Origin of the sequence: Geothrix alkalitolerans (genome assembly GCF_022808885.1) — a bacterium.
GTDB classification, from domain to species: domain Bacteria; phylum Acidobacteriota; class Holophagae; order Holophagales; family Holophagaceae; genus Geothrix; species Geothrix alkalitolerans.
On record NZ_JAKZLE010000001.1, the window covers coordinates 4,128 to 25,264 of the forward strand.

Here is a 21,137-nt window from a genome sequence, read left to right on the forward strand (position 1 = left end):
CCGGCCCCGCGTGGGGCCGGGGGGGGCCGGCGGCGCGGCGATCTCGGGGCGGGGGCCCCCCCCCCCCCCCCCCATGACTTCCGGCAAAGCCGGAAGCGGCCTGCGGCCGGCCCATGCGGGACCCATCCGAGCCCCCATCAGCGCAATCGGCGAAATCGGTGGCGAAAAATCTTTTCAGTCCGTGAAGGCGCTGACGCAGAGCGGGGTCCGCTCCTGGCGGCGGCGCTCGGTGATGCGGTTGCGCTCGTCCACGAAGACCACCTTGGGCGCCACGGTCTCGGCTTCCTCGGCGGTCATCCAGCCGTAGGCGGCGATGATCACCAGGTCGCCCTTCTGGACCAGGTGGGCGGCGGCCCCGTTGATGCCCACCTCACCGGAGCCCGGGATCCCCGGGATCACATAGGTGGACAGGCGCGACCCGTTGGTCACGTCGTAGATGTCGATCTTCTCGTTCTCCATGAAGCCGGCGGCCTCGATGAGCAACGGATCGAGCGTGATCGACCCTACGTAGTCCAGATCGGCCCTCGTCACGGTGGCGCGATGGATCTTACCGAGCAGGAAGTGGCGCAGCATGCATCCTCCGGTCCAGGCTCTCAAGGGAGTCCCGGCCAACGCATAAGGATGGACCCAGGTGTACCCTGGGTCCATCCTCGATTTTTACCTGATCTAGTTGAACAGCACCACGTGGAGATCCACGCCCAGCCGGGGCGGAGCCACCGGGGGCGGGGCCACGGGCAGGCGGAAGGCGCCTTCCAGGTCCAGGCGGGCCCGGGGGTCGCGGATCTGGCGGAGCACCCAGCGGCCCTCGATGAAGACGTAGCAGCGGGAGGGATCACCGGGCACCAGGGCCACGTAGCGCCGGTCGTCGCCGGGGCGCCAGTATCCGTCCATCCAGACCGGTGCCCGGTAATGGCGCGGCCGGCCGCGGTCGTGGTCGCGGTCATCGTCGTCGTAGCGGTGACGCTCGTACTTGCGCGCCTCCTTGTCCCGCTCCTTCCAGTACTTGCGCTCGGCCTTGTCGCGTTCCTTCCAGTACTTCCGGTCTTCGCGGTCATCCCGGCGGTCATCCCTGCGGTCATCCCGCCGGTCGTCACGCCGCTCCTCCCGCTCACCGCGCCAGCCCCGGTGGTCATCGGGCCGGGCCGTGGCGGGTGGCGCAGTCAAGGTAACGGCCGCCAGGAGGGCGGCGCTCATCATGTGGCGAAGCATCCAACCTCCTCGCTAGTTGAACAGGGCGACGTGGAGGTCCACGCCCACCCGGGGCAGGGGCACCGGCGGAGGCGCGGCGGGCATGCGGAGGACATCGCGCACCTCGGCCTGGACGCCCACGGAGAATCCCTTGCGGAGCTCCCAGCGGCCATCGATGAGGAACCAGGCGCGGTCGGTGTAGCGGGGGTCCACGGCGATGTAGGGACGCTCGGGCAACCGGGCGCCGAACTTCTTGGCCAGGCCCGGGGGCATGCCGCCCTTCTTGGCCAGGCCTGGAGGCACACCATCCCCTCCGCGGGCATGCCCCGGAGGGCCATCATGGCCGTGCTTCCCATGGCCGCGCCCCTGGGGCATGGCGATGAGAGCCGCGGAAATCAGGATCGGGACGAGCATGGAACCTCCCGGAATGCGTCTCCGGACAGTCGCCCGGAGGACGCCGCCATTCTAACCTCCGGCCATGAGGAACGCCCCCATCCATGGGAGGAGGCGCGGATAGTCCGAAAGGTGAGGGGCTTTCTTGGAAAAGATGTTCTCGCCACCGGTGGCGCTGGTTTCAGTGATTAAAAAACGATTCGCGTCTCCCAGCGCAGCATGGGCCGCAGGCCGCTTCCGGCAACGCCGGGAGCGGCCTGCGGCCGGCCCATGTGGGACACATCCGAGCCCCAATCAGCCCCATCTGCGAAATCGGTGGCTGAAATGCCTTTGCCGAAATCCGTTCAGGCGCCCTGGCCCCCGCCGGTTCCCGTTCCGTTCGCCGGGGGGGTCAGGAGGACGTTGTCGATGAGGCGGGTGCTGCCCACGTAGGCGGCCACGCAGAGGGCGGCGGAGCGGTCCACTGGGCCCTGCAGGGGCTCCAGGGTCTGGGCGTCCACCAGCTCCAGGTACTGGATGGAGTCCGCCCCGGTCATGAGGGTCCGTGCGAGCTCCAGCAGCTTCGCCGGTTCCCGCTCCCCCTCGTCGAAGGCGGCCTTCGCGGCCAGCAGGCCCTGGCTGAGGGTCAGGGCGCGCTTCCGGCCATCCTCATCCAGGTAGGTGTTGCGGCTGCTCAGGGCCAGGCCGTCCGCCTCGCGCACCGTGGGCACCACCACCACGTCCACGGTGAGGTTCAGGTCCCGGGCCATGCGGCGGATCACCGCAGTCTGCTGGAAGTCCTTCTGGCCAAAGAAGGCCAGGTCCGGCTGCACGATGTTGAAGAGCTTCGCCACCACCGTGGCCACGCCCCGGAAGTGGCCGGGCCGGTAGCGGCCGCAGAGGGTGTCGGCCAGGTGGCCGGGCTCCACATGGGTCTGGAAGCCCGTGGGGTAGATCTCGGCGACCTCGGGCATGAACAGCACCGTGGCCCCGGTTTCCAGGCAGAGGTTCTGGTCCCGCTCCAGGTCCCGGGGGTAGCTGGCCAGATCCTCGCCGGGGCCGAACTGCGTCGGGTTCACGAAGATCGACACCACCGTGGCGTCGCAGCGGGCAGCGCTCTGGCGGATGAGGGCCCCGTGGCCCTCGTGCAGGAACCCCATGGTGGGGACGAAGCCAATCCGCTTGCCCTCGTCCCGCAGGGGTCTCAGGAGGGCGCGGAGATCAGCAATGGAACGGACGACTCGCATGGACAAAAGCGGGATCCTTCAGAAAGCGCCTGTCAGTTTACCAAGGGCGCGATCAGGGGTGCCACTGGGTCAGAACCGGACGAACGGCTTCTGGAAGCGTATAGGATTCCCGGTCGTCGGGGAACCCTCCGGAGCGGACATCCTCGGCCCAGAGGGCCAGGGCGTCCCGCAGGTCTTGGAATCCTTCGGCATAGCGGCGCACGAATTTCGGCGAGGTGCCCGGCAGCAGGCCCAGCACATCGTGAAAGACCAGCACCTGGCCCGAGCACCGGGGGCCGGCTCCGATGCCGATGGTGGGAATCTCCAGCGTTTCCGTCACCCTGGCCGCCAGGTCCGCGGGGATGCCCTCCAGCACCAGGCTGAAGCAGCCCGCGTCCTGCAGCTTCTGGGCGTCCTCCAGCAGGCGGATGGCATCGCCCTTGTGCTTGCCCTGCACCTTGAACCCGCCCATGGGGTTCACGCTCTGGGGCGTGAGGCCCAGGTGGCCCATGACGGGGATCTCCGCATCGATGAGGGCGTGGATCATAGGAAGGCGCTTGGCCCCGCCTTCGAGCTTCACCGCCTGGGCTCCCCGCTGGAGGAAGCCCCCGGCGTTCCGCAGGGTGTCCTCCACGCTGAGGTGGAAGCTCAGGTAGGGCATGTCCGCCACCAGCATGGCCGTGGGCTGGGTGCGGGCCACGGCCTCCAGATGGTGGTTCATCATGGCCATGCTGACGGGCAGCGTGTTCTCGAAGCCCAGGCACACGTTCCCCACACTGTCGCCCACGAGGATGAGATCCACCCCCGCCGCGTCCGCGATGCGGGCGGTCGCGGCGTCATAGGCCGTGACCATCACGAGCTTCCGTCCCGCGTGGTGCCAGGCGTGCAGCTGGGGAAGGGTGACGCGGGTGCGCGCGTCCGCAGGCAGGTGGCTCATGGGGTCTCCGCTGGAAGGTCGAAGCCGTGGGCCTCCATGTAACCACCAAAAAAGCCGGAACAGGATGAACAGGTTTCCTGGGGAGGCAGAGGCACGTTCATTGCAAAGCTTTGTTCGCCACCGATTTCGCTGATTTCAGTAATTTAAAAGCGATTCCTGGCTCCGACGCAGCATGGGCTTCATGGGGGGCGCCAGGGCCGCGATCTTTTGGGGGCTCGCGACCCTGGCGCCTCCCATGACTTCCGGCGAAGCCGGAAGCGGCCTCCGGCCGGCCCATGCGGGACCCATCCGAGGCGCCATCAGTGCAATCGGTGAAATCGGTGGCTAAAAAGCCCTTCTCACGATCCGTGAACCAGTCTCCGAACCTGAAGGCTTGGCCCGAAGTTCAGGAGCAGGCACACGGGTTTTCCACTGGCCTTGAGGTAGTTGAGGCTCTGGGCCATGTGGGCGTCCAGGATCCCCGTGACTGCCTTCAGCTCCACGAGAACCCGGCCCTCCACGAGCAGGTCCACCTGGAACTCACCCACCAGGGCGCCGTCGTAGTGGACCTCCAGGCCATGCTGCTGGATCACCTCAAGTCCCGCCTTACGAAGCTCGTGGGCCAGAGCGTTCTCGTAGACCTTCTCCAGGAAGCCGTGGCCGAGGGTGTTGGCCACCGTGAAGGCGCAGCCAATGATCCGCTCCGTCAGGGGATCGTGCTCCTGCATTGTCTGTCTCCATGTTGGAAGGAGAGACAGCTTAGCCCAGGGCTCGGCAAATCCGACGCCAAAGAAAAAGATATTTTTTGCCACCGATTTAACTGATTTCAGTGATTTTAAAGCGAATCCAACCCCCAGCCAGCATGGGCTCCATGGGGGGCCCATCCGAGGCGCAATCAGCGCAATCGGTGAAATCGGTGGCTAAAAAGGCCTTTCGCCGGAAGAAGCCTCACTCCCCTTCCGGCACCACGGGCAGGTTCATCTGGGTGGGGGTCCAATCCTGGAGGGGGTCGGCGCGGTCGGGGAGGATCCAGCGGAGGCCGGCGGCTTCGACGGCCTTGCGGAAGCGGTGCAGGTCCTCGCGGCCCAGGAAGGCGGTGCCCTGGCTCTCGGGCAGGTGGGACCAGAGCTCCTGGAAGCTGGGGAAGGCGTCCTGGAGGCGGGCCTTGGCGCCCAGCTTCTCGCCGCGCTGGAGGAGGAGCTGGGCGCCCTCGGCGCAGGCCTCCACCACCTGGGCGGGGAACTGGAGATCCCGGGCCGCGGCCAGGACCTCGCTCCAGGCCTCCAGCCCCTCCTCCGCCACGGCCTCCGTCGCGGGCACGGTGGAGAGCAGCAGGGCGTGGGCCCGGTGCCACTCCAGCTCCAGCCAGCGGGAGCCGGAGCCCTCCACGGGGGCCTTGAGGTTCTCGAGGATGGCCCAGCCCTGCTCCGGGGCTTCCTGCCGGGTGCGCTGGGATTCCCGGGAGAGCACCTGGGCCAGCCGGAGCTGGGCCAGCCGGTGGCGCCAGAGCATGCCGGAGGCCTCGAACTGGTCAGCCGCGGCCTTGAAGAGCCGGGCCGCGTCCCGCCAGGCGCCGCGGAACCGGGCCACGTCGCCCTGGAGCAGGGTGTGGTCGCCCTGCTCCTCCGGGGCCAGCAGGAGGCGCTGGGCGCCCGAGGAGGGGCCCTGGGCCTGGAACAGGGCATGGTCCGCGGTCACGGGATCGCCCATGGCGGCGAAGGTGCGCGCGCGCCAGATCTGGATCATGGCCACCTGGGGCGCGTCGCCCAGCCGCTGGGCCTGGCCCAGGGCCCGGTCCAGGTGCGTCAGGGCCGGCCCCAGGAACTGCTGGAGGCTCCGCACCGCCCCCAGGGCCAGGTGGCTCTGGCTCTGGAGGCCGAGGTCGCCCTGCAGCCGGGCGGTCTGGAGGGCTTCCTGCAGCAGGGCGATGCAGGGGCCGGCCTGGCCCTGGGCGAGGCGGACCTGGGCCAGGCCGATCTGGGCCGGCACGAGGCCGCGGAAGTCCTGCCCGTGCTCCAGCAGGCGCTGGGCGGATTCGAGGTGGCCGGCCGCGCGCTGGAACTGCCCCTGGGCGGCCAGGGCCCGGCCCAGGGCGGTGAGCAGGGCCGCCTGGTCCTGGGGCTGGGACCGGCCGCCCTGGGGATGGAGGCCTTCCTCCAGGGCGCGGATGCCCTTGGTCAGGTGGCCCTGCAGCAGGTGGAGCTGGCCCAGGGCCAAGCGCAGGCGGGGCTGCTCGGGATGCAGGGGGTGGTCCTTCAGGCGGGCGGCGGCCCCCATGACCGGTTCCTGAGCCTCGCCGGGGCGGTGGAGGTGGAGCAGGAGCATGGCCCGCTTCCGCAGCACCCGGGCCTCGGCCAGGCGGACGCCCTCGTGGAAGGCGGATCGCCCCAGAGCGTCCAGGGCGTGGTCGAGGGCCTCCAGGGCGAGGTCCGCCACGGGTCGCGCCGGGGTCTCGCCATCCGCCGGAGGCCCCTGGGAGCCGGCGGCCCAGGCATCCGCCAGGTGTTCGTGCAGGCGCGCCTCGTCCCAAGGCCGGGGCTGGAGCTGGAGGGCCTGCGTCACCATGCGCTGGGCCTCCTGGGGTGGCGCGGGCGGGTGGTGGTCGAGGGCCTCCAGCACGGCCGCCAGCGCGGTGGCTTCGTCGGAGGCGAGGGCCTGGAGCGTCACCGAGTGGGCCACGGGGCCGCCCTGCTCCTGGATGACCGCCAGGAGGGCGCGGGCCAGCCGCTTGAGCTCGGCCTGGGGCGTGTGGGCGAGCACCAGCTCGCGCCAGCGGGGATCGGGCATGAGGGCCTGGCCGCCCTGGAGCTGGACCAGGCGCGAACCCAGGGCGCCCTGCTGGGCATCCTCCAGCGCATCGCCCGCGAGGCCCAGCAGGCGGCCGAGGGAGCCGGCGGGCACGGGCCGGTCCGCCAGGGCCAGCAGGCGCACCAGGGTGGCGGCGGCGGGGGTGAGCCGCTGGAGGCGACCCAGGAAGACCTGCTGCACGAGGTCGGCCTGGGCCTGGAGGGTCGCGGGGCGGTCGGGCGCCAGGATCCAGTGGTCCTGATCCCAGGTCAGGGCGCCCTCCTGCTGGGCCAGCTCCAGGACGTTCCGCAGCAGGCCCGGGTTGCCCAGGCTCTGGGCCAGCAGGTCCGCCACGTAGCCCGGGGGCAGGGCGTGGCGGCCCAGCAGGTCGTCCAGGATGGCGCGGAGATCCTCGTCCTCCATGCGGTTGACGCCCACCAGGGCGGCGGAGGCCTCCTGCCGCAGATCGGCGATGAGGGGCTTCAGCCCGGCGCCCTGGGCGCCCGTGGTGAGGGAGAGCAGCCAGGGAAGGTCCGAGCGGTGCACCAGCTCCCGCACCAGCGACAGCACCTCCGGCGCGGCGCGCTCCAGGTTCGAGAGGTGGACGAGCCGGGGATGGAGGAGGCGGGCGAAGTCCAGGACCTCGAGGGCCGCCTTCACCTCCTCGGGCTCGGGGCCGGGATCCTGGCGGTTCCGGTGGCGGCCGCCGGTGAGGAAGGCGAAGGCGGGCATCCGCAGGGACAGGGCCCGGGCGGTCTCGGGACGCTGGGCGTAGAGGTCCGCCTCGTTGCCGGCGAGCAAGGTCTCCAGCAGCCGGCCCAGGAACCGCCCTGCGGATTCGTCCGCGGAAGCTTCGAGGGGGTGGACCCGGATGCCCTCGCCCTCGGCCACGGCGCAGGCCCAGGCCGCCAGGTGGGCCTTGCCGATGCCCTCCTCGCCTTGGAGGAGGACGATGCGCTCCATGGGGATGGGGGCGTTGAGGCCGAGCATGAGGGACTTGAGGTAGGGCAGCTCCTGGCTCCGTCCCCGGAGGGGCCGGGCGATGAGCTCCGACAGGTCCCGGGTGTGGGTCCAGGGAAGGTCGTCGGAGAGGGCCGAGGCGGGAACGGCCTCGGGCAGGAGACTGGCGAGCTTCGGCAGGACCCAGGGAGCCCCGCCGAGGACGCGCGGGACCTGGGTGAGCCCGGCGCGGAAGGAGATGACCTCCGGGTGCAGGAACCGCGGGTGGAGGTCGCGCGCGAGCTCTCGTGCGAGGTGCTGCGTCAGGGCGGCGCGCTGGGCCGCGCCCCAGGCCGGCCAGAGGCGGGAGAGGGGTGTTCCCTGGAGGGCCTGGAGGTGCCAGGCCTGGCCGTCGTCGAAGCCGAAGTGGCCGATGACCGGATCCAGCGGGTCGGCGTCGCGGAAGCGGGCCAGGAAGGTGTCGCGCAGCTGGTCCAGGTCACGCTCCGCGGGCAGCGGCGACCAGATCTGCGCCAGGAAGCGCGCGCCATCGAGTTCCCGCTTCAAGAGCTGGAATGCGCAACCCTCGCCCTGTCCCAGGTCCATGAGCCAGGCGTAGCGGTGCGTCCCGAGGAAGCGCGTCACATCCACGGACGAGGCTTTCGCGCGGGTTCAGCGGGGCGGGGGGGCATGGCGGGAAGTGTACCGCAGGGATCCGGGGAATGAGTTGGCCGGTGGTTTCAAAAGCAAAAGCCTTTTCGCCACCGATTTCGCTGATTTCAGTGATTAAAAACGATTCCCGGCCCCAGCGCGGCATGGCGCCACCCATGACTTCCGGCCCAGCCGGAAGCGGCCTGCGGCCGGCCCATGCGGAAAGCACCCGAGGCGCAATCAGCGAAATCGGTGGCAAAAAAGCATTTCGATCCGGCCCCGGCCGGGTCGCCATCAGCGGCTGAAGAAGGGATCCAGGATGACGGCGGCGGTGAGGACGAGGGCGAAGAGGTTGATGTTCATGAAGACGCGGCGGTAGAGGGGGGCATCCTGGCCTTCTCGCAGCAGCGGCAGCGAGCCGGCGATGAGCCACGCCGCGCCCAGGCCCAGCATGACTTCGGCGGGCCAGGAGACCAGCACCCGGAACATCGGCAGCAGGCCGCAGGCGGCGGCGGTGCCGCAGGTCCAGGTGAAGGTCAGCCTCGACAGCCGGGGTCGGCCGAAGACCGAGACCAGCGTGGGGAAGCCGGCTCTCTCGTAGCCCTCGGCGTGGAGGCCCACCAGCAGCCAGAAGTGGGGGACCTGCCAGATGAAGAAGACGAAGGCCAGGGCCAGGACCGAGGGATCCGCCACGCTGCCGCCGGCGGCGGTCCAGCCGATGGCCGGGGGCAGGGCCCCGATGAGGGAGCCCGGCACCACAGCGAAGGCGCTCACGCGCTTCAGGGGCGTGTAGAAGCCGTTGTACCAGCCCAGCGCCAGGGCGCCGAGGAGGGCCGAGGTGAGGTTGTGGGCGGCCCACAGGAGGCCGAACCCGGCCACGGCCAGGGTCACGGCGAGGACCGTGGCGGAGCCGGCGGTGATGTCCCCGTGGGGGATGGGGCGCGAGGCGGTGCGGGGCATCATCGCGTCGTAGCGGCGCTCCTGCACCTCATTGAGGGCGCTGGAGCCCATGGCGAGGAGCAGGATGCCGATGAGCGTGGTGATCAGGCCCGCGTCCACGCCGCGCAGGAAGGCCACGTAGCCCGCCGCCGCCGTGAACGTGGAGGCCCCGGAGATGCGCAGCTTGGTCAGTTCGAGGAAGGTCGAGACCGGGCTGGGCTTGGGAACGGGAATCGCGGCCACGCTCAAATCATCGCTCCTGGTTCAGCCGGAGCCCAGCTTGGCTGGGCGAGGGCGCGGGGGTCCCGGGGGTGTAGGGCGCAAGCCCGGTCCCCCGGATCATTAGAGGGTCTTGAGGTAGCGGACGACCTCGCTGAGCTCCTGCTCCGTCATCGGCGTCTGGGGCATGGCGGGCGGATAGCCGCGGACCACCTGCTCCATGGGGTTGGTGATGGCCCGGCGGACATAGGCCTCGTCCACGGTGACCTGGCGCATGGCGCCGGCCACGAGGACCTCCTGCTGCTTGCCGAAGAGGGCCTTGAGGGTGGGGCCCACCTTGGGCTTGCCGTCCACGGAGTGGCAGGCCAGGCAGCCCTTGGAGGTCAGTACGGCCAGGCCCGGCGGCAGGTCCTTCAGGTCAGGATGGGCCTCGGCGGCTCGGATCGCCTTGCCGGGCTCGGGGGCATCCTCGCCGCCGAAGTACCAGGCCTTGAACTCGTCCTCGGGCACCACGATGACCTTGCTCAGCATGAGGCTGTGGTCCACGCCGCAGATGACCGTGCACTCGATATCGTACGAGCCCAGCTTGGTGGCCTGGAACCAGGTGGTGTTGGTGCGGGCGGGCACGGCGTCGATCTTGAGGCGGAACGAGGGGATGAAGAAGCCATGCACCACGTCGGCGCTGTGGACCTCCATCTTCATGGGCTTGTTGATGGGGGCGAAGAGCACCTTGCTCTTCTTGCCGTTGGGGTATTCGAAGGACCAGCTCCACTGGCGGGCGGTGACCTTCACGGCCATGGCGTCCCGGGGGGCCTGGCGCATGTATTCGTAGTTGGTCCAGCCGTAGTAGAAGATCGAGAGGAACAGGACCAGGGGAATGGTGGTCCACAGGATCTCGAGGCCCGTGTGGCCTTCGATCTGCTCGGCCTTCGGGTGGCGCTTCTTGCTGTAGCGCACCACGAAGTAGATCATCAGCGCCGTGATGAAGATGAGGAACGCGACGGAGAGGCCGAACACGTAGAAGAAGACCGCGTCGGACTTCTGGGCCGAGAGGGCGGCTTGGTTCATCCAGTCCATGGGTGCCTCAGTGGAAAGCGACGTCGGAGAAGAGCAGGGCGAAGAAGATCAGCAGCGTGCCCAGGGTGACCAGGACCACGATCTTGAGCAGCGGCCCTTCGTACTTCAGGTGCATGAAGAAGTAGAAGACCAGGCCCGCCTTGAGGGGCGTCAGCGTGAGCAGGCCCCAGACGGCGTAGGTCTGACCCAGGTGGCTCACGCCCACCAGGGCGCCCGTGAGGATCAGCAGGGCCACCCACACCTTGATGAAGGTGCCGTAGCCGGGGTGGTCGCCCAGGTGCTCGGGCTGCGGGACGGTGTTGAGATCGGCGGAATGCACGTGTTCGCTCATGTCCTTCCCTTACGCAGCCAAGTAGAAGAGGGGGAGGAGGAAGATCCAGATCACGTCCACCAGGTGCCAGTAGAGGCCGCCGTTCTCCAGGTGGATGTAGCGGTCCTGGCGGATGCGATCCGTGGCCACCCACCAGAGCATGACGGCCAGCACCGAGAGGCCGGCGATGACGTGGAGCCCGTGGAGGCCGGTCATCGTGAAATAGAGCCCGAAGAAGACCTGCTCCCCCGGCGGCAGCGTGGCCAAGTGCGGAGCGTTGGGATAGAGGCCGTGATGGAACTTGGCGGCCCACTCGAAGGACTTGATGACCAGGAAGGTGAGGCCCAGAGCCAGGGTGGTGCCCAGGAAGGCCATGGCCCGCTTCTTCTCGGCCCGCTGAATGGCCACGATGGCGAGCACCACCGTGAGGCTGCTGGTGAGCAGCACCAGGGTGTTGATGACACCCAGGGTGGCATTCAACTCCATGCCGCCGTGGTGGAACTCGACGGGGTACTTGTACCGCATGTACGAATAGCCGATGAAGAGGCCGCCGAAGAGGACGATCTCCGTCACCAGGAACAGCCACATGCCGAGGCGGGATCCGAAGTCGTCGCGGTGGACGTGCGCACTCATTGGGACTCCTGCTCGAAGTGGTAGGGGCCGCGGGTGATGGTGGGGATGGTCTCGAAGTTCTCCAGGGGGGGCGGGCTGGGGATCGTCCACTCCAGCGTCACGCCGCCCCAGGGGTTGTCCTCGGCCTTCTCGCCCTTGAAGAGGGCGTAGATGAGCGTTCCGAAGAAGGCGAGGAGGCCCAGCACCAAGAACCAGCTGCCGACGGTCGCCACGACGTGCATGGTGTGGTACTGGGGCAGGTGGACGTAGTAGCGGCGGGGCATGCCCATCATGCCGAGGATCAGCATGCCGAAGTAGAGCATGTTGAAGCCGATGAACATGGGGAACCAGGAGGCGTAGATGGCCTTCTTGGAATACATCTTCCCGAACATCTTGGGGAACCAGTAGAGCAGGGCCGCGAAGAGGGCCATGCCGGTGCCGCCGAACATCACGTAGTGGAAGTGGCCCACGATGAAGTAGGTGTCGTGGATGTGGACGTTGATGGCCAGGGCCCCCTGCATGACGCCCGTGAGACCGCCGATGGCGAACAGGAAGATGAAGGTGAGGGCGAAGAGCAGGGGCGGCTGGAAGTCGATGCTGCCCTTGTAGAGGGTGCTCACCCAGTTGAAGACCTTGATGGCGCTCGGCACGGCCACGATCATCGTCAGCAGCGAGAAGACCAGGGTGGCCAGGCTGCTCATGCCCGAGGTGAACATGTGGTGGGCCCACACGAGGCTGCCCACGCCGGCGATGGACATGCTGGAGAAGGCGATGGCGTGGTAGCCGAAGATGGTGCGCTTGGAGAAGGTGGGGATGATCTCGGTGATGGCGCCCATGGCCGGCAGGATCATGATGTAGACCGCCGGGTGGGAGTAGATCCAGAACAGGTGCTGGTAGAGCAGGGGATCACCGCCCTTGGCCGGGTCGAAGATGCCGATGCCGAAGAACCGTTCCAGGATCACCAGCACCAGGGTGATGGCCAGGACGGGTGTGGCCAGCAGCTGGATCCAGGAGGTGGAGTAGAGGGCCCAGCTCATGAGCGGCATGCGGAACCACTTCATGCCGGGCGCCCGGAGGCGGTGGATGGTGGTGATGAAGTTGATGCCCGTGAGCATCGACGAGAAGCCCAGGATGAAGGCGGCGAATACCGCCAGGCTCACGTTGGTGCCCGTCTTCAGGCTGAAGGGGGCGTAGAAGGTCCAGCCCGTGTCGGGTGCGCCGCCGCCCGTGAAGAGCGAGAGCACGGCCAGGATGGCCCCTGCCATGAAGAAGTACCAGGAGGCCAGGTTCAGCCGCGGGAAGGCCACGTCCTTGGCTCCGATCAGGATCGGCAGGAAGAAGTTCCCGAAGATGGCGGGCAGGCCCGGCACCACGAACAGGAAGATCATGATCACGCCGTGGACTGTGAACAGGGCGTTGTAGGTCCGGGCCGTGACGAGGTGCTGGAAGGGCGTCAGCTGCACCAGGCGCATGACGAAGCCGATGCCCACGCCCACGAAGAAGAAGCTGATCATCGAGACGAGGTAGAGCACCCCGACCCGCTTGTGGTCGGTGGACGTCAGCCAGGCCATGAGGCCCTTGCGGGAGCCCGTGTCCACGAGGTAGCTCGGCTGCGCCGCAGGGTAGCCAGGCTGGGCGGTGGCGTGGGTGGTCATTCAGCCTCCTCGGACTTGGTCTTGCGGCCCCGGCGGATGAGGACGAACACGAAGATCAGGGCCGCCAGGATGGTGAGGGTGGCGCTGATGGCCGTGGTGTTCAGGACGTATTTCCGTCCCGCGGGGTCATAGCTGAAGCAGAACTTCAGGAACTTGTTGATGGTGGGCTGGGCCTCGCCGCGGGCGGCCTCCTGGGCCGCCAGCTGGAGGTCCGCCGGCAGGTAGGTGACGCCGTACATGTAGCGTGTGACCTTGCCCTGGGGGCTGATGAAGATGATGGCCGCGGCATGGACGAAGTCGTCGCCCACCTGCTTGTACCGGAAGCCCACGGCGTCGGCCAGCGCGCGGCTGGCGGTGGCGGGACCCGTCAGGAAGCGCCAGGCCGCCGGCGGGAAGGGCCGGGTGAGCTCGCCCAGGTAGTTGGTGCGCTTCTGCGAGGCCATCTCGGGCGTGTCACGCTCGTCGAAGCTGACCGTGAGGACCTGGAAGTCCTTGCCAGGGATGGCCTCGGTGCGGTTCAACACCTCGACCACCCCGTTGAGCTGGGGCGTGCAGATGCCGGCGCAACGGAAGTAGTTCAGGGTGAGGATGGTGGGCTTGTCGATGAGCTGGCGCAGGGTGACGGGCTGGCCGTCCTCGCCCTTGAAGGCCAGGTCCAGGGGCAGGGTGGCGCCGAGCTTCTCGTCGATGCCCACTTCCTGGGGTGTGAAGGCGGGGGCGGCCGGGCCTTCGACAGGCGCGGGCGCCTGGGTGGGAGCCGGGGCCGGCTTGGTCGCCTGGGCTCCGGCCGGGAGGCACAGGAGCGCCGAGGCGAGGGTCAGTGCGGAGAAGGAGGCGTGGAGCGGGCGGAGGGTCATGGCCGGCCTTGGGGATGGGCCTCGGCGTACTCCCGGCAGAGGATGTCCACGGCGCGGGAGACGGGGATGCGGTTGGGGATAACTTCACCGGCGCTGGCGAAGAGCTTCTCCATCGCGGCGGTGGCTTTCGGATCGCTCGCGCCGTGGTCGAAGGAGCCCAGCGACTGCACCACGTGGACGAGGGCCATGCGGTCCCGCTTGGAGAGGTCCGTGTAGGCCACCATGGAGCTGCCCTTGATGCCTTCGTTCAGGGTCTTGTAGATGTCCTCGACGCGGGTGCCGTTCTTCCAGCCCGCGCTCTGGGTGAAGTTGCGGGGCGCCGGGTTGAGGCCCTTCCCCGCCGGGCCGTCGCCCTTGCCCTCGGGGCCATGGCAGCTGGCGCAGGTTTGCGCGAAGATCGCCTTGCCCCGGGCCATGAGCTCGGGATTGGGCGTCATGACCGTCTTGGGGTCGATGGGCGGGATGACCTGCCGGGCCTGGGCCGGGTATTCCGTGGGGTCCAGCCAGCCGGTCTCGCCCTGCACCGCCTGGACGGGCACGGCATCGGGCTGTGTGTGGGCCTGGTAGCGCAGGCCGGGCAGCACGGTGAAGCCGAAGAAGGCGGCGATGAAGATGAAGCAGATCACCACCAGCAGGGCGGACAGCAGGCGCTTCAGCTCGTCCGGGGAGAGGTAGTCTTGGATCTTCATAGCCGGAACTCCAGGCCCTCGCGGAGGAAGGGATCGCCGACGGGCATGTCCTCGCCCTTCTGCATGGCGCCGCGGGCCCAGAGGAGGATCCCGCCCAGGAAGAAGAGGGCGAAGCTGAGCTCGGGCCAGGAGAACCTGGGGCTGGCGCCGAGGATGGGGAAGATGAGCCAGTAGATGTCGAGCACGTGCGCCCCGAGCATCAGGTAGGCCACGCGGCGCAGGCGCCGGGGGTCCTTCTTCGAGTCCCGGGTCACCAGGGCGAAGAAGGGCAGCACGAAATGCAGGCCCGCCAGTACCAGCGTGACGAGGTGCCAGGCGCCCTGGAGGCGCACCTTGTACCAGATGACCTCGTCCGGCAGGTTCGCGTACCACATGAGCATGTACTGGGCGAAGCCGATGTAGGACCAGAACACCGTGAAGGCGAAGAGGAAGCCGCCCAGGTTGTAGAGGTGGTCGCCCCGCACGCCCTCCAGCCGTCCCTGGTCCTGGAGGTGCAGGACCGCCAGGGCCGTGGCCGCGAGTCCGCTGAGGAAGGCGCCGGCGAAGACGTAGACGCCGAAGATGTCGCTGTACCACTCAGGCGTGAGGCCGGAGATCCAGTCGAAGGCCACCAGCGTCACCACCAGCGCGAAGATGGCCATGAAAGCGGGGGCGAACTTGCGGGCCCGGAAGTTGAAAGCCGGGTCCTTCGTGGCGTCCTGCTTGAGCGAGCCGCCCACCAGCACCCAGAGGCCCAGGAGGCAGAGGGCCAGGGCCACGATGGTGCGCGCGGAGAAGAATGGCAGGCTCAGCCAGAAGGCCTTGCCGGCCAGGAGGGGATGGTGGGCCGCCTCGGGCCGGGCCCCGGGATAGAGCACCGGGATGGCGCCCAGGGCGATGAGGCCGACGGGGATCGAGGGGATCAGCAGGGTGGCCAGACGCTCGGGGATGCGCCGGATGGGCACGCTCCACTTGGCGTTGACCAGGTGCTCCAGCGCCACGATGAACAGCGAGCCCAGGCCCAGCGTGAAGAGGAGCACGAACCAGAAGACCCAGTTGGCCCAGAAGCGCTCGGGGCCTGCGGCGGCGTAGCTGCCGAGGACGCCCAGGGCGCCCAGGGCCACGGCGCCCCAGAGCCAGGAGGCGGGGAGGTTGGAGGCGTTCTTGTCCTGGCTCATCGCGTGGCCACCTTCAGATCCTCGTCCTTGGCGTTCTGGGCGCGCTGGAGGGCGCGCACGTAATCCACCACGGCCCAACGCTCTCGCTCGGAGAGGTAGGGAGCGTGGGAGGGCATGGCGTTCTTGCCGTTCACGATGGCCCAGTAGATCTTGCCGTCAGGGTAGTCCAGGAACTGCTGGGCCTGCAGGTTGGCGGGCTTGGCCCCGTAGGCGGCCGTCAGGCTGCCCACGCCGTTGCCGACGGCGCCGTGGCACACTTCGCAGCGGTTGGTGTAGACCTTCTTCCCGAGGGCGAAGACCTCCGGCGTGCGCGGCAGCGGGTTCACCAGGGAAGCGGCTTCCTCCTGGGTGCCCGTGGCCGTGGGCAGGTAGCCCCGAGCCACGGTGCCCGCCACCGGCAGCTGCATCCCGTGGCCGTCCTTGAAGAAGCTGGAGGCCTTCTGGGCGTTGAGGCGGGGCTGCTCCTGCATGTATTTCATGGGTGCCAGCACGGGGAACCACTTGGTGGCGAAGTACATCGCCAGGCCCGCCACCACGCAGGCGGTGAAGATGCCGCCGAGGGTGCGGAGAACGTAGTCGCTGGTGAGGAAGGGGCTGCGGTCCGGGGCGGGCAGGGCCTCGACCTCGATGGCGCCGGCGGCCTGGAGGGCCCGGGCGGCGGCGGTGCTGTCGAAGGCTTCGCTCTCGGCCTCCAGGGCCAGGACGTAGCGGTCCCGCGTGATGCCCTTGATGGACTTGGACGAGAGCACGGGGTGGCCGAAGAAGGGCAGCTTGTTCAGGAGGAACAGCATCCCCAGGCCCGCGGTGAAGGTGGCGAAGAGCACCGTCACTTCGAACATGATGGGGATGAAGGCTTCCCAGGAGCCCGCGCCCTTGCCGCCGGTGATGATCGGGTAGTCGACGGCGCTGATCCAGTACTGGAAGCCGAAGGCAGTGATGGCGCCCAGGATGCCCATGACCAGCACCATGCCGCCCAGGGGCGACTTGCGGAGACCCAGGGCCTCCTCGATGCCGTGGATCGCGTAGGGCGTGTAGGCCTCCACGGCGCCGAGCTTGGCGGCGCGCACCTGGGGGATGGCCTTCATGAGGGTGTCGGGCGTCTCGAAGACGCCGAGGACGGCGTAGGACGTCTCAGGCATGGTGGTCGTCTCCATGGTGAGAGGGCTGGGCGCCGGGCAGGATCGCCTTCACCTCGGTGGTGGCGATGACCGGCAGGACCCGGGCGAAGAGCAGCACCAGGGTGAAGAAGATGCCGAAGGTGCCCAGGAGGACGCCAAAGTCGATCATGGTCGGCTTGTAGATGCGCCAGGCGGAGGGCAGGTAGTCCTGGTGCAGCGAGATCACGATGATCACGAAGCGCTCGAACCACATGCCGATGGTCACGCCGATGGCCACGAGGATCATCCAGAAGTAGCTGGTGCGGGCCTTCTTGAACCAGAGGATCTGCGGGATGAAGATGTTGCAGCTGATGGTCACCCAGCCGGCCCAGCCATAGGTGCCACTGATGATGTTCATGAAGCCGTGGTGGAGATACTCGTTCATGGAGTACCAGGCCGTGAAGCCCTCCATCATGTAGCTGTAGCCCATGATGCAGCTCATGGCGAGGATCACCTTGTTCATCACGTCCAGGTGGCGCATGGTGATCAGGTTCTTGAGCTGCATGGTCTCGCGCACGACCACCAGCACCATCACCACCATGGCGAAACCGGCGAAGATGGCGCCCGCCACGAAGTAGGGCGGGAAGATGGTCATGTGCCAGCCCGGCACCACCGACGTGGCGAAGTCGAAGCTCACCACCGAGTGCACGGAGAGCACCAGGCCCGTGGCCAGGCCCGCCAGCAGCAGGTAGGCCTTCTCGTAGTGCTGCCAGTGGGAGGCCGCCCCGCGCCAGCCCATGGCCAGCACGGTGTAGAGGACCTTCCGGATCTTGCTCGTCGTCCGGTCGCGCATGGAGGCGATGTCGGGGATGAGGCCCAGGTACCAGAACATCAGGGACACGGAGAAGTAGGTGTTCACCGCGAAGACGTCCCACAGCAGCGGCGACCGGAAGTTGGTCCACAGGGCGCGCTGGTTCGGGTAGGGGAAGAGCCAGTAGGCCAGCCAGGGACGGCCCACGTGGATGAGGGGGAAGATCACGGCGCAGATGACCGCGAAGATGGTCATGGCCTCGGCGAACCGCGCGATGGCGTTGCGCCAGCGCTTGCGGAAGAGGAAGAGGATGGCCGAGATCAGCGTGCCGGCGTGGCCGATGCCCACCCAGAACACGAAGTTGATGATGTCGAAGGCCCAGAACACGGGGCTGGTGTTGCCCCAGGCGCCGATGCCGGTGACGAAGACGTAGCCGATGCAGCCGACGCCGATGAGGAGAGCCGTGAGGGTGACGGCTAGGCCGAGGTACCACTGCTTCGGGGGCTTCGTTTCGGGGAAGGCCAGGACCTGGTCGTCCAGGCTGCCGGGAGTGACCACGCCCACGGTGAGCGCGGGCTCGATCAGGGCCTCCGGGATGTCGCCGGCGGACGTGGCGGCATCAAGCTTCATGGTGACCTCCCTCGGTCGACGCCATGGGCATGGCGGGATTCTTCAGATCGGCCAGGTAGGTGATGGCGGGCTTGACGCCCAGCTCCTCCAGCACGCGGTAGGCGCGGCTGGCGGCTACCAGCTGGGAGACCTTGCTCTTGGGGTCCTTCAGGTCGCCGAAGACGATGGCATCCGAGGGGCAGCCGGCCATGCAGGCGGTGGTGATCTCGCCGTCGAGGATGGCGCGGCCATCTCCCTTGGCGCGGATCTTCACGTCGTTGATGCGCTGCACGCAGAAGGAGCACTTCTCCATGACGCCGCGGGGGCGGACCGTGACCTCGGGGTTGTAGGCCAGGGTCTCGGGTTCGGTCTTGTAGGCGGTGTACTCGAGGAAGTTGAAGCGGCGCACCTTGTAGGGGCAGTTGTTGGCGCAGTACCGGGTGCCCACGCAGCGGTTGTAGGCCATCTGGTTCAGGCCTTCGGGGCTGTGGTTGGTGGCGTTCACCGGGCACACGTTCTCGCAGGGGGCGTTGTCGCAGTGCTGGCACAGCATGGGCTGGTGGACGACCTTCGGATTCTCCAGCTCGCCCTCGTAGTAGCGGTCGATGCGGATCCAGTGCATCTCGCGGCCCCGGGCCACCTGCTCGGGCCCCACGGTGGCCACGTTGTTCTCGGACTGGCAGGCCACCATGCAGGCTGAGCAGCCGGTGCAGGCCGCCAGGTCGATGACCATGCCCCACTTGTGGTCCGGGAACTTCTGGTCCTCGTAGAGGGTCACCAGTTCGGGCATGTGGTGGTGCCCCTGGGGGTTGTGGGCGAACTCGTCCATGGTGAGGGAGCGGACGAGGTCGCGGCCCTCCATGCGGTGGTGGCTCTGAGTGCGGGAGAGCTCCTTCCGGCCGCCGGCCTTGGCCAGCTTCGCGCCGCCGCGGGCGTGGGCGCTGGCGGGGTCCAGGCCCACCAGCGGGAAGGCGTTGACGCCCATGCCCTTGGCCACGCCGCCGGTGGTGCGACCGTAGCCCAGCGCCAGGGCCAGCACGCCCGGCGCCTGGCCGGGCTGGATCACGGCGGGCAGCTTGAGGGTGGCGCCATCGAGGGCGAGGGTGACCCAGTCGCCCTCTTCGAGGCCCAGGGCCTTGGCGTCCTGCACAGAGACAGCCACGGGGTTGTCCCAGGTCATCTTGGTGATGGGATCCGGCGTTTCCTGCAGCCAGCTGTTGTTGGCGTGGCGGCCGTCGTGCGTGGCGAAGCCGGGGAAGAGCACCAGCTCGAGTCCGTCAGCTTTCGCGGCAACGGCCTTCTTGGCCGCGGCGGCCACGGAGGCGCCCTTGAAGACGGGGGCCGAGGTCTTGGTCTCGCCCTTCACCAGGCCGTCGTGCAGGGCCTGCTCGAAGGAGGTGCCGAAGGGCAGCTCCTTCTTCCAGCGGACCTGCAGGTAGGCGTGGTAGCCGTCCGGAACGGTCGCGCCCAGGGCCTTCAGGACGCCCAGGAGGATGTCCTCGCCCTGGCGGGTGTCGTAGAGGGCCCCGATGGCGGGCTGCTGGAGCACGGCCGCGCCGGGCGTGGCGTAGTCACCCCAGCTCTCCAGCCAGTGGTTCTCCGGCAGCAGCAGCTGGCACTGGGCGGACGTCTCGTCCTCCACCTGGCCGATCCAGGCCCGGAAGGGCACCTTGGTCACCGCCTCCTTCCAGGCGGCAGCCTTGGGGAAGGTGTAGGCGGGGTTCACGTCCCAGAAGAGGACGGCGGCATAGGCGCCGGAGGCCATCTTCTGCGCGGCGGCCTCCAGGTCCTTCACCGTGGCCAGGGGCTCGGCGGCGCGGAGGGCCACGGCCTCGGAGCCCAGCATGGCGTTGAGCAGGTGGGCGGCCTGGTGGGCTTCGGCGGGCATCTGGGCACCGCAGAGCACCACGGCGTTCCGGCCGGCGGCCCGGAGGTCCTTCACCAGGCTGGACCAGATGGCTGCCGGGATGTCCGCGGGCGCGCCCGCGGACATCCCGGATAGATCCGTGCCGGTTGGCAGCGCCACGCCCTTGGCCGCCAGTTCCTTCGCCAGAGCGAAGGCCACGGCGCCGAGGCGGGAGGGGGAGACAGGCACGCGCTGATCGGCGTTGGTGCCGGTCAGCGTGAGGGGGCCTTCCAGCACCCAGAGACGGTTGATGGCCTCCTGCGCGTTCTTCAACCTCCGCTTGGCGCCCCAGGCGGCCTGGGCCTCGGGATCCTCGCCGTTCAGGAAGTCCGCACCGAGCGACAGGATGACCTTGGCCTTGTCCAGGCGGGGCTGGAGGTCCACGGCCTGGCCGAAGCTGGCCAGGGCGGCCACCTCGGCGGCGTCGCCCGCGGCGGGCTCATAGGCCAGGTGCTCCAGGGTGGGCAGGGCGGTCTTGAGGTCCGCCAGTAGGGCCTTGCGGCTGGGCGAGACCACGGCCCCGGAGACCAGCAGCACGGGCTTGCCCGCGGCCTTGGCGCCCCGGAGCGCTCCGTGGAGCTGGGCTTCCGCGTCCGCCCAGCTCGCCACATGGCCCTGGGCCTTGGGCGCGCGAAGGCGGTCGGGGTCGTAGAGGCGCAGCACGTCGGCCATGACGCGGGGGCTGGTCTTGCCCTTCACGCCGGGGTGCTCGTCGTTGCCGGTGAGGTGGATGGGGCGACCCTCGCGGGTCTTCACCAGCACGGGGTAGACGCGGCGGCCCTCGTGCGTGGCGCTGGCGTAGTAGTTGGCCACGCCGGGCACCACTTCCACCGGGCGCTTGGTGTAGGGCACCACGGTGCCCTGGCCTTTGCGGTCGCAGGCCACGGTGGCAGCGAGCGCGGCGGCGGCGCTCACCAGGCCCAGGAAGTCGCGGCGGGAGACGCCGCTCTGGGGCGGCAGGCCATGGACGTCGTCGTAGTCCGGGCCGGCCGGAATGGCGCCGGGGAGGAACTCGTCGTGGGCGGCCTGCTGGGCCTCGGGCGTCTCGATGCGCTCCTCGAGGGTGCGCCAGAAGCGCGGGGTCTCGAGGGGGCCGTGTTCGGGAAGTCGTGTCTTCATG

Annotated in this window: 19 protein-coding genes; 1 reads left to right on the top strand and 18 read right to left on the bottom strand. The window is 68.7% G+C overall.

The window, feature by feature from the left end; all coding sequences use genetic code 11:
* Positions 1-174 precede the first annotated feature (174 nt).
* The 7 genes from panD to MLJ35_RS15745 all read right to left on the bottom strand — a co-directional run bounded on the left by panD (position 175) and on the right by MLJ35_RS15745 (position 8,079).
* The gene (gene panD, locus MLJ35_RS00015; RefSeq protein WP_243295665.1) at positions 175-573 is read right to left on the bottom strand and encodes an aspartate 1-decarboxylase; all 399 of its coding nucleotides are present in this window, start codon (positions 571-573) and stop codon (positions 175-177) included.
* Positions 574-666: 93 nt separating this feature from the next.
* Positions 667-1,209, bottom strand: coding sequence for a hypothetical protein (locus MLJ35_RS00020; protein ID WP_243381885.1), 543 nt, complete (start codon positions 1,207-1,209; stop codon positions 667-669).
* 12 nt (positions 1,210-1,221) lie between these two features.
* Complete coding sequence (locus tag MLJ35_RS00025; protein ID WP_243324105.1) at positions 1,222-1,602, bottom strand: hypothetical protein; 381 nt, start codon at positions 1,600-1,602, stop codon at positions 1,222-1,224.
* Positions 1,603-1,925: 323 nt separating this feature from the next.
* Positions 1,926-2,807 (bottom strand): pantoate--beta-alanine ligase, encoded by an 882-nt coding sequence (gene panC / locus MLJ35_RS00030; protein ID WP_243381888.1) that lies wholly within the window; start codon positions 2,805-2,807, stop codon positions 1,926-1,928.
* A 52-nt stretch (positions 2,808-2,859) separates the two neighbouring features.
* The gene (gene panB, locus MLJ35_RS00035) at positions 2,860-3,723 is read right to left on the bottom strand and encodes a 3-methyl-2-oxobutanoate hydroxymethyltransferase (RefSeq protein ID WP_243317499.1); all 864 of its coding nucleotides are present in this window, start codon (positions 3,721-3,723) and stop codon (positions 2,860-2,862) included.
* A gap of 338 nt (positions 3,724-4,061) precedes the next feature.
* A complete protein-coding gene (locus MLJ35_RS00040; protein WP_243381890.1) occupies positions 4,062-4,430 on the bottom strand; it encodes a GxxExxY protein in 369 nt (122 codons plus the stop codon).
* Positions 4,431-4,650: 220 nt separating this feature from the next.
* Positions 4,651-8,079 (bottom strand): ATP-binding protein, encoded by a 3,429-nt coding sequence (locus MLJ35_RS15745; protein WP_275976272.1) that lies wholly within the window; start codon positions 8,077-8,079, stop codon positions 4,651-4,653.
* 71 nt (positions 8,080-8,150) lie between these two features.
* Between MLJ35_RS15745 and MLJ35_RS00050 the strand changes: the two genes are divergently transcribed.
* Entirely contained in the window at positions 8,151-8,384 is a 234-nt protein-coding gene (locus MLJ35_RS00050) for a hypothetical protein (RefSeq protein WP_243381893.1), read from the top strand.
* Here MLJ35_RS00050 and MLJ35_RS00055 read toward each other — a convergent pair.
* From MLJ35_RS00055 to MLJ35_RS00105, 11 genes are all read right to left on the bottom strand, one after another.
* Positions 8,374-9,261, bottom strand: coding sequence for a protoheme IX farnesyltransferase (locus MLJ35_RS00055; RefSeq protein WP_243381896.1), 888 nt, complete (start codon positions 9,259-9,261; stop codon positions 8,374-8,376). The genes MLJ35_RS00050 and MLJ35_RS00055 overlap by 11 nt on opposite strands.
* Positions 9,262-9,360: 99 nt before the next feature.
* Positions 9,361-10,314, bottom strand: a complete 954-nt coding sequence (gene coxB, locus MLJ35_RS00060; RefSeq protein ID WP_243319423.1) for a cytochrome c oxidase subunit II — start codon at positions 10,312-10,314, stop codon at positions 9,361-9,363.
* Between the two features lie 7 nt (positions 10,315-10,321).
* Positions 10,322-10,645: a cytochrome C oxidase subunit IV family protein gene (locus tag MLJ35_RS00065; RefSeq protein WP_243381901.1), complete on the bottom strand. Its 324-nt coding sequence runs from the start codon at positions 10,643-10,645 to the stop codon at positions 10,322-10,324.
* Positions 10,646-10,654: 9 nt separating this feature from the next.
* Positions 10,655-11,257 carry a cytochrome c oxidase subunit 3 family protein gene (locus tag MLJ35_RS00070; protein ID WP_243381904.1) on the bottom strand — a complete coding sequence of 201 codons (603 nt, stop codon included), beginning with the start codon at positions 11,255-11,257 and terminating at the stop codon, positions 10,655-10,657.
* The gene (locus MLJ35_RS00075; RefSeq protein ID WP_243381907.1) at positions 11,254-12,891 is read right to left on the bottom strand and encodes a cytochrome c oxidase subunit I; all 1,638 of its coding nucleotides are present in this window, start codon (positions 12,889-12,891) and stop codon (positions 11,254-11,256) included. Before MLJ35_RS00075 ends, MLJ35_RS00070 begins: the two co-directional genes overlap by 4 nt.
* Positions 12,888-13,748, bottom strand: coding sequence for an SCO family protein (locus MLJ35_RS00080; protein WP_243381912.1), 861 nt, complete (start codon positions 13,746-13,748; stop codon positions 12,888-12,890). Before MLJ35_RS00080 ends, MLJ35_RS00075 begins: the two co-directional genes overlap by 4 nt.
* On the bottom strand, positions 13,745-14,437 hold the full coding sequence (locus tag MLJ35_RS00085; RefSeq protein WP_243381915.1) for a c-type cytochrome: 693 nt from the start codon (positions 14,435-14,437) through the stop codon (positions 13,745-13,747). Before MLJ35_RS00085 ends, MLJ35_RS00080 begins: the two co-directional genes overlap by 4 nt.
* Positions 14,434-15,594 (bottom strand): hypothetical protein, encoded by a 1,161-nt coding sequence (locus MLJ35_RS00090; protein ID WP_243381919.1) that lies wholly within the window; start codon positions 15,592-15,594, stop codon positions 14,434-14,436. The genes MLJ35_RS00085 and MLJ35_RS00090 overlap by 4 nt, the downstream gene beginning before the upstream one ends.
* Positions 15,591-16,733: a quinol:electron acceptor oxidoreductase subunit ActD gene (locus MLJ35_RS00095; protein WP_243381922.1), complete on the bottom strand. Its 1,143-nt coding sequence runs from the start codon at positions 16,731-16,733 to the stop codon at positions 15,591-15,593. The genes MLJ35_RS00090 and MLJ35_RS00095 overlap by 4 nt, the downstream gene beginning before the upstream one ends.
* Positions 16,726-18,132, bottom strand: a complete 1,407-nt coding sequence (gene nrfD, locus MLJ35_RS00100; protein WP_243381925.1) for an NrfD/PsrC family molybdoenzyme membrane anchor subunit — start codon at positions 18,130-18,132, stop codon at positions 16,726-16,728. The genes MLJ35_RS00095 and nrfD overlap by 8 nt, the downstream gene beginning before the upstream one ends.
* Entirely contained in the window at positions 18,122-21,136 is a 3,015-nt protein-coding gene (locus MLJ35_RS00105; protein ID WP_243381927.1) for a TAT-variant-translocated molybdopterin oxidoreductase, read from the bottom strand. Before MLJ35_RS00105 ends, nrfD begins: the two co-directional genes overlap by 11 nt.
* Position 21,137: the final 1 nt, after the last annotated feature.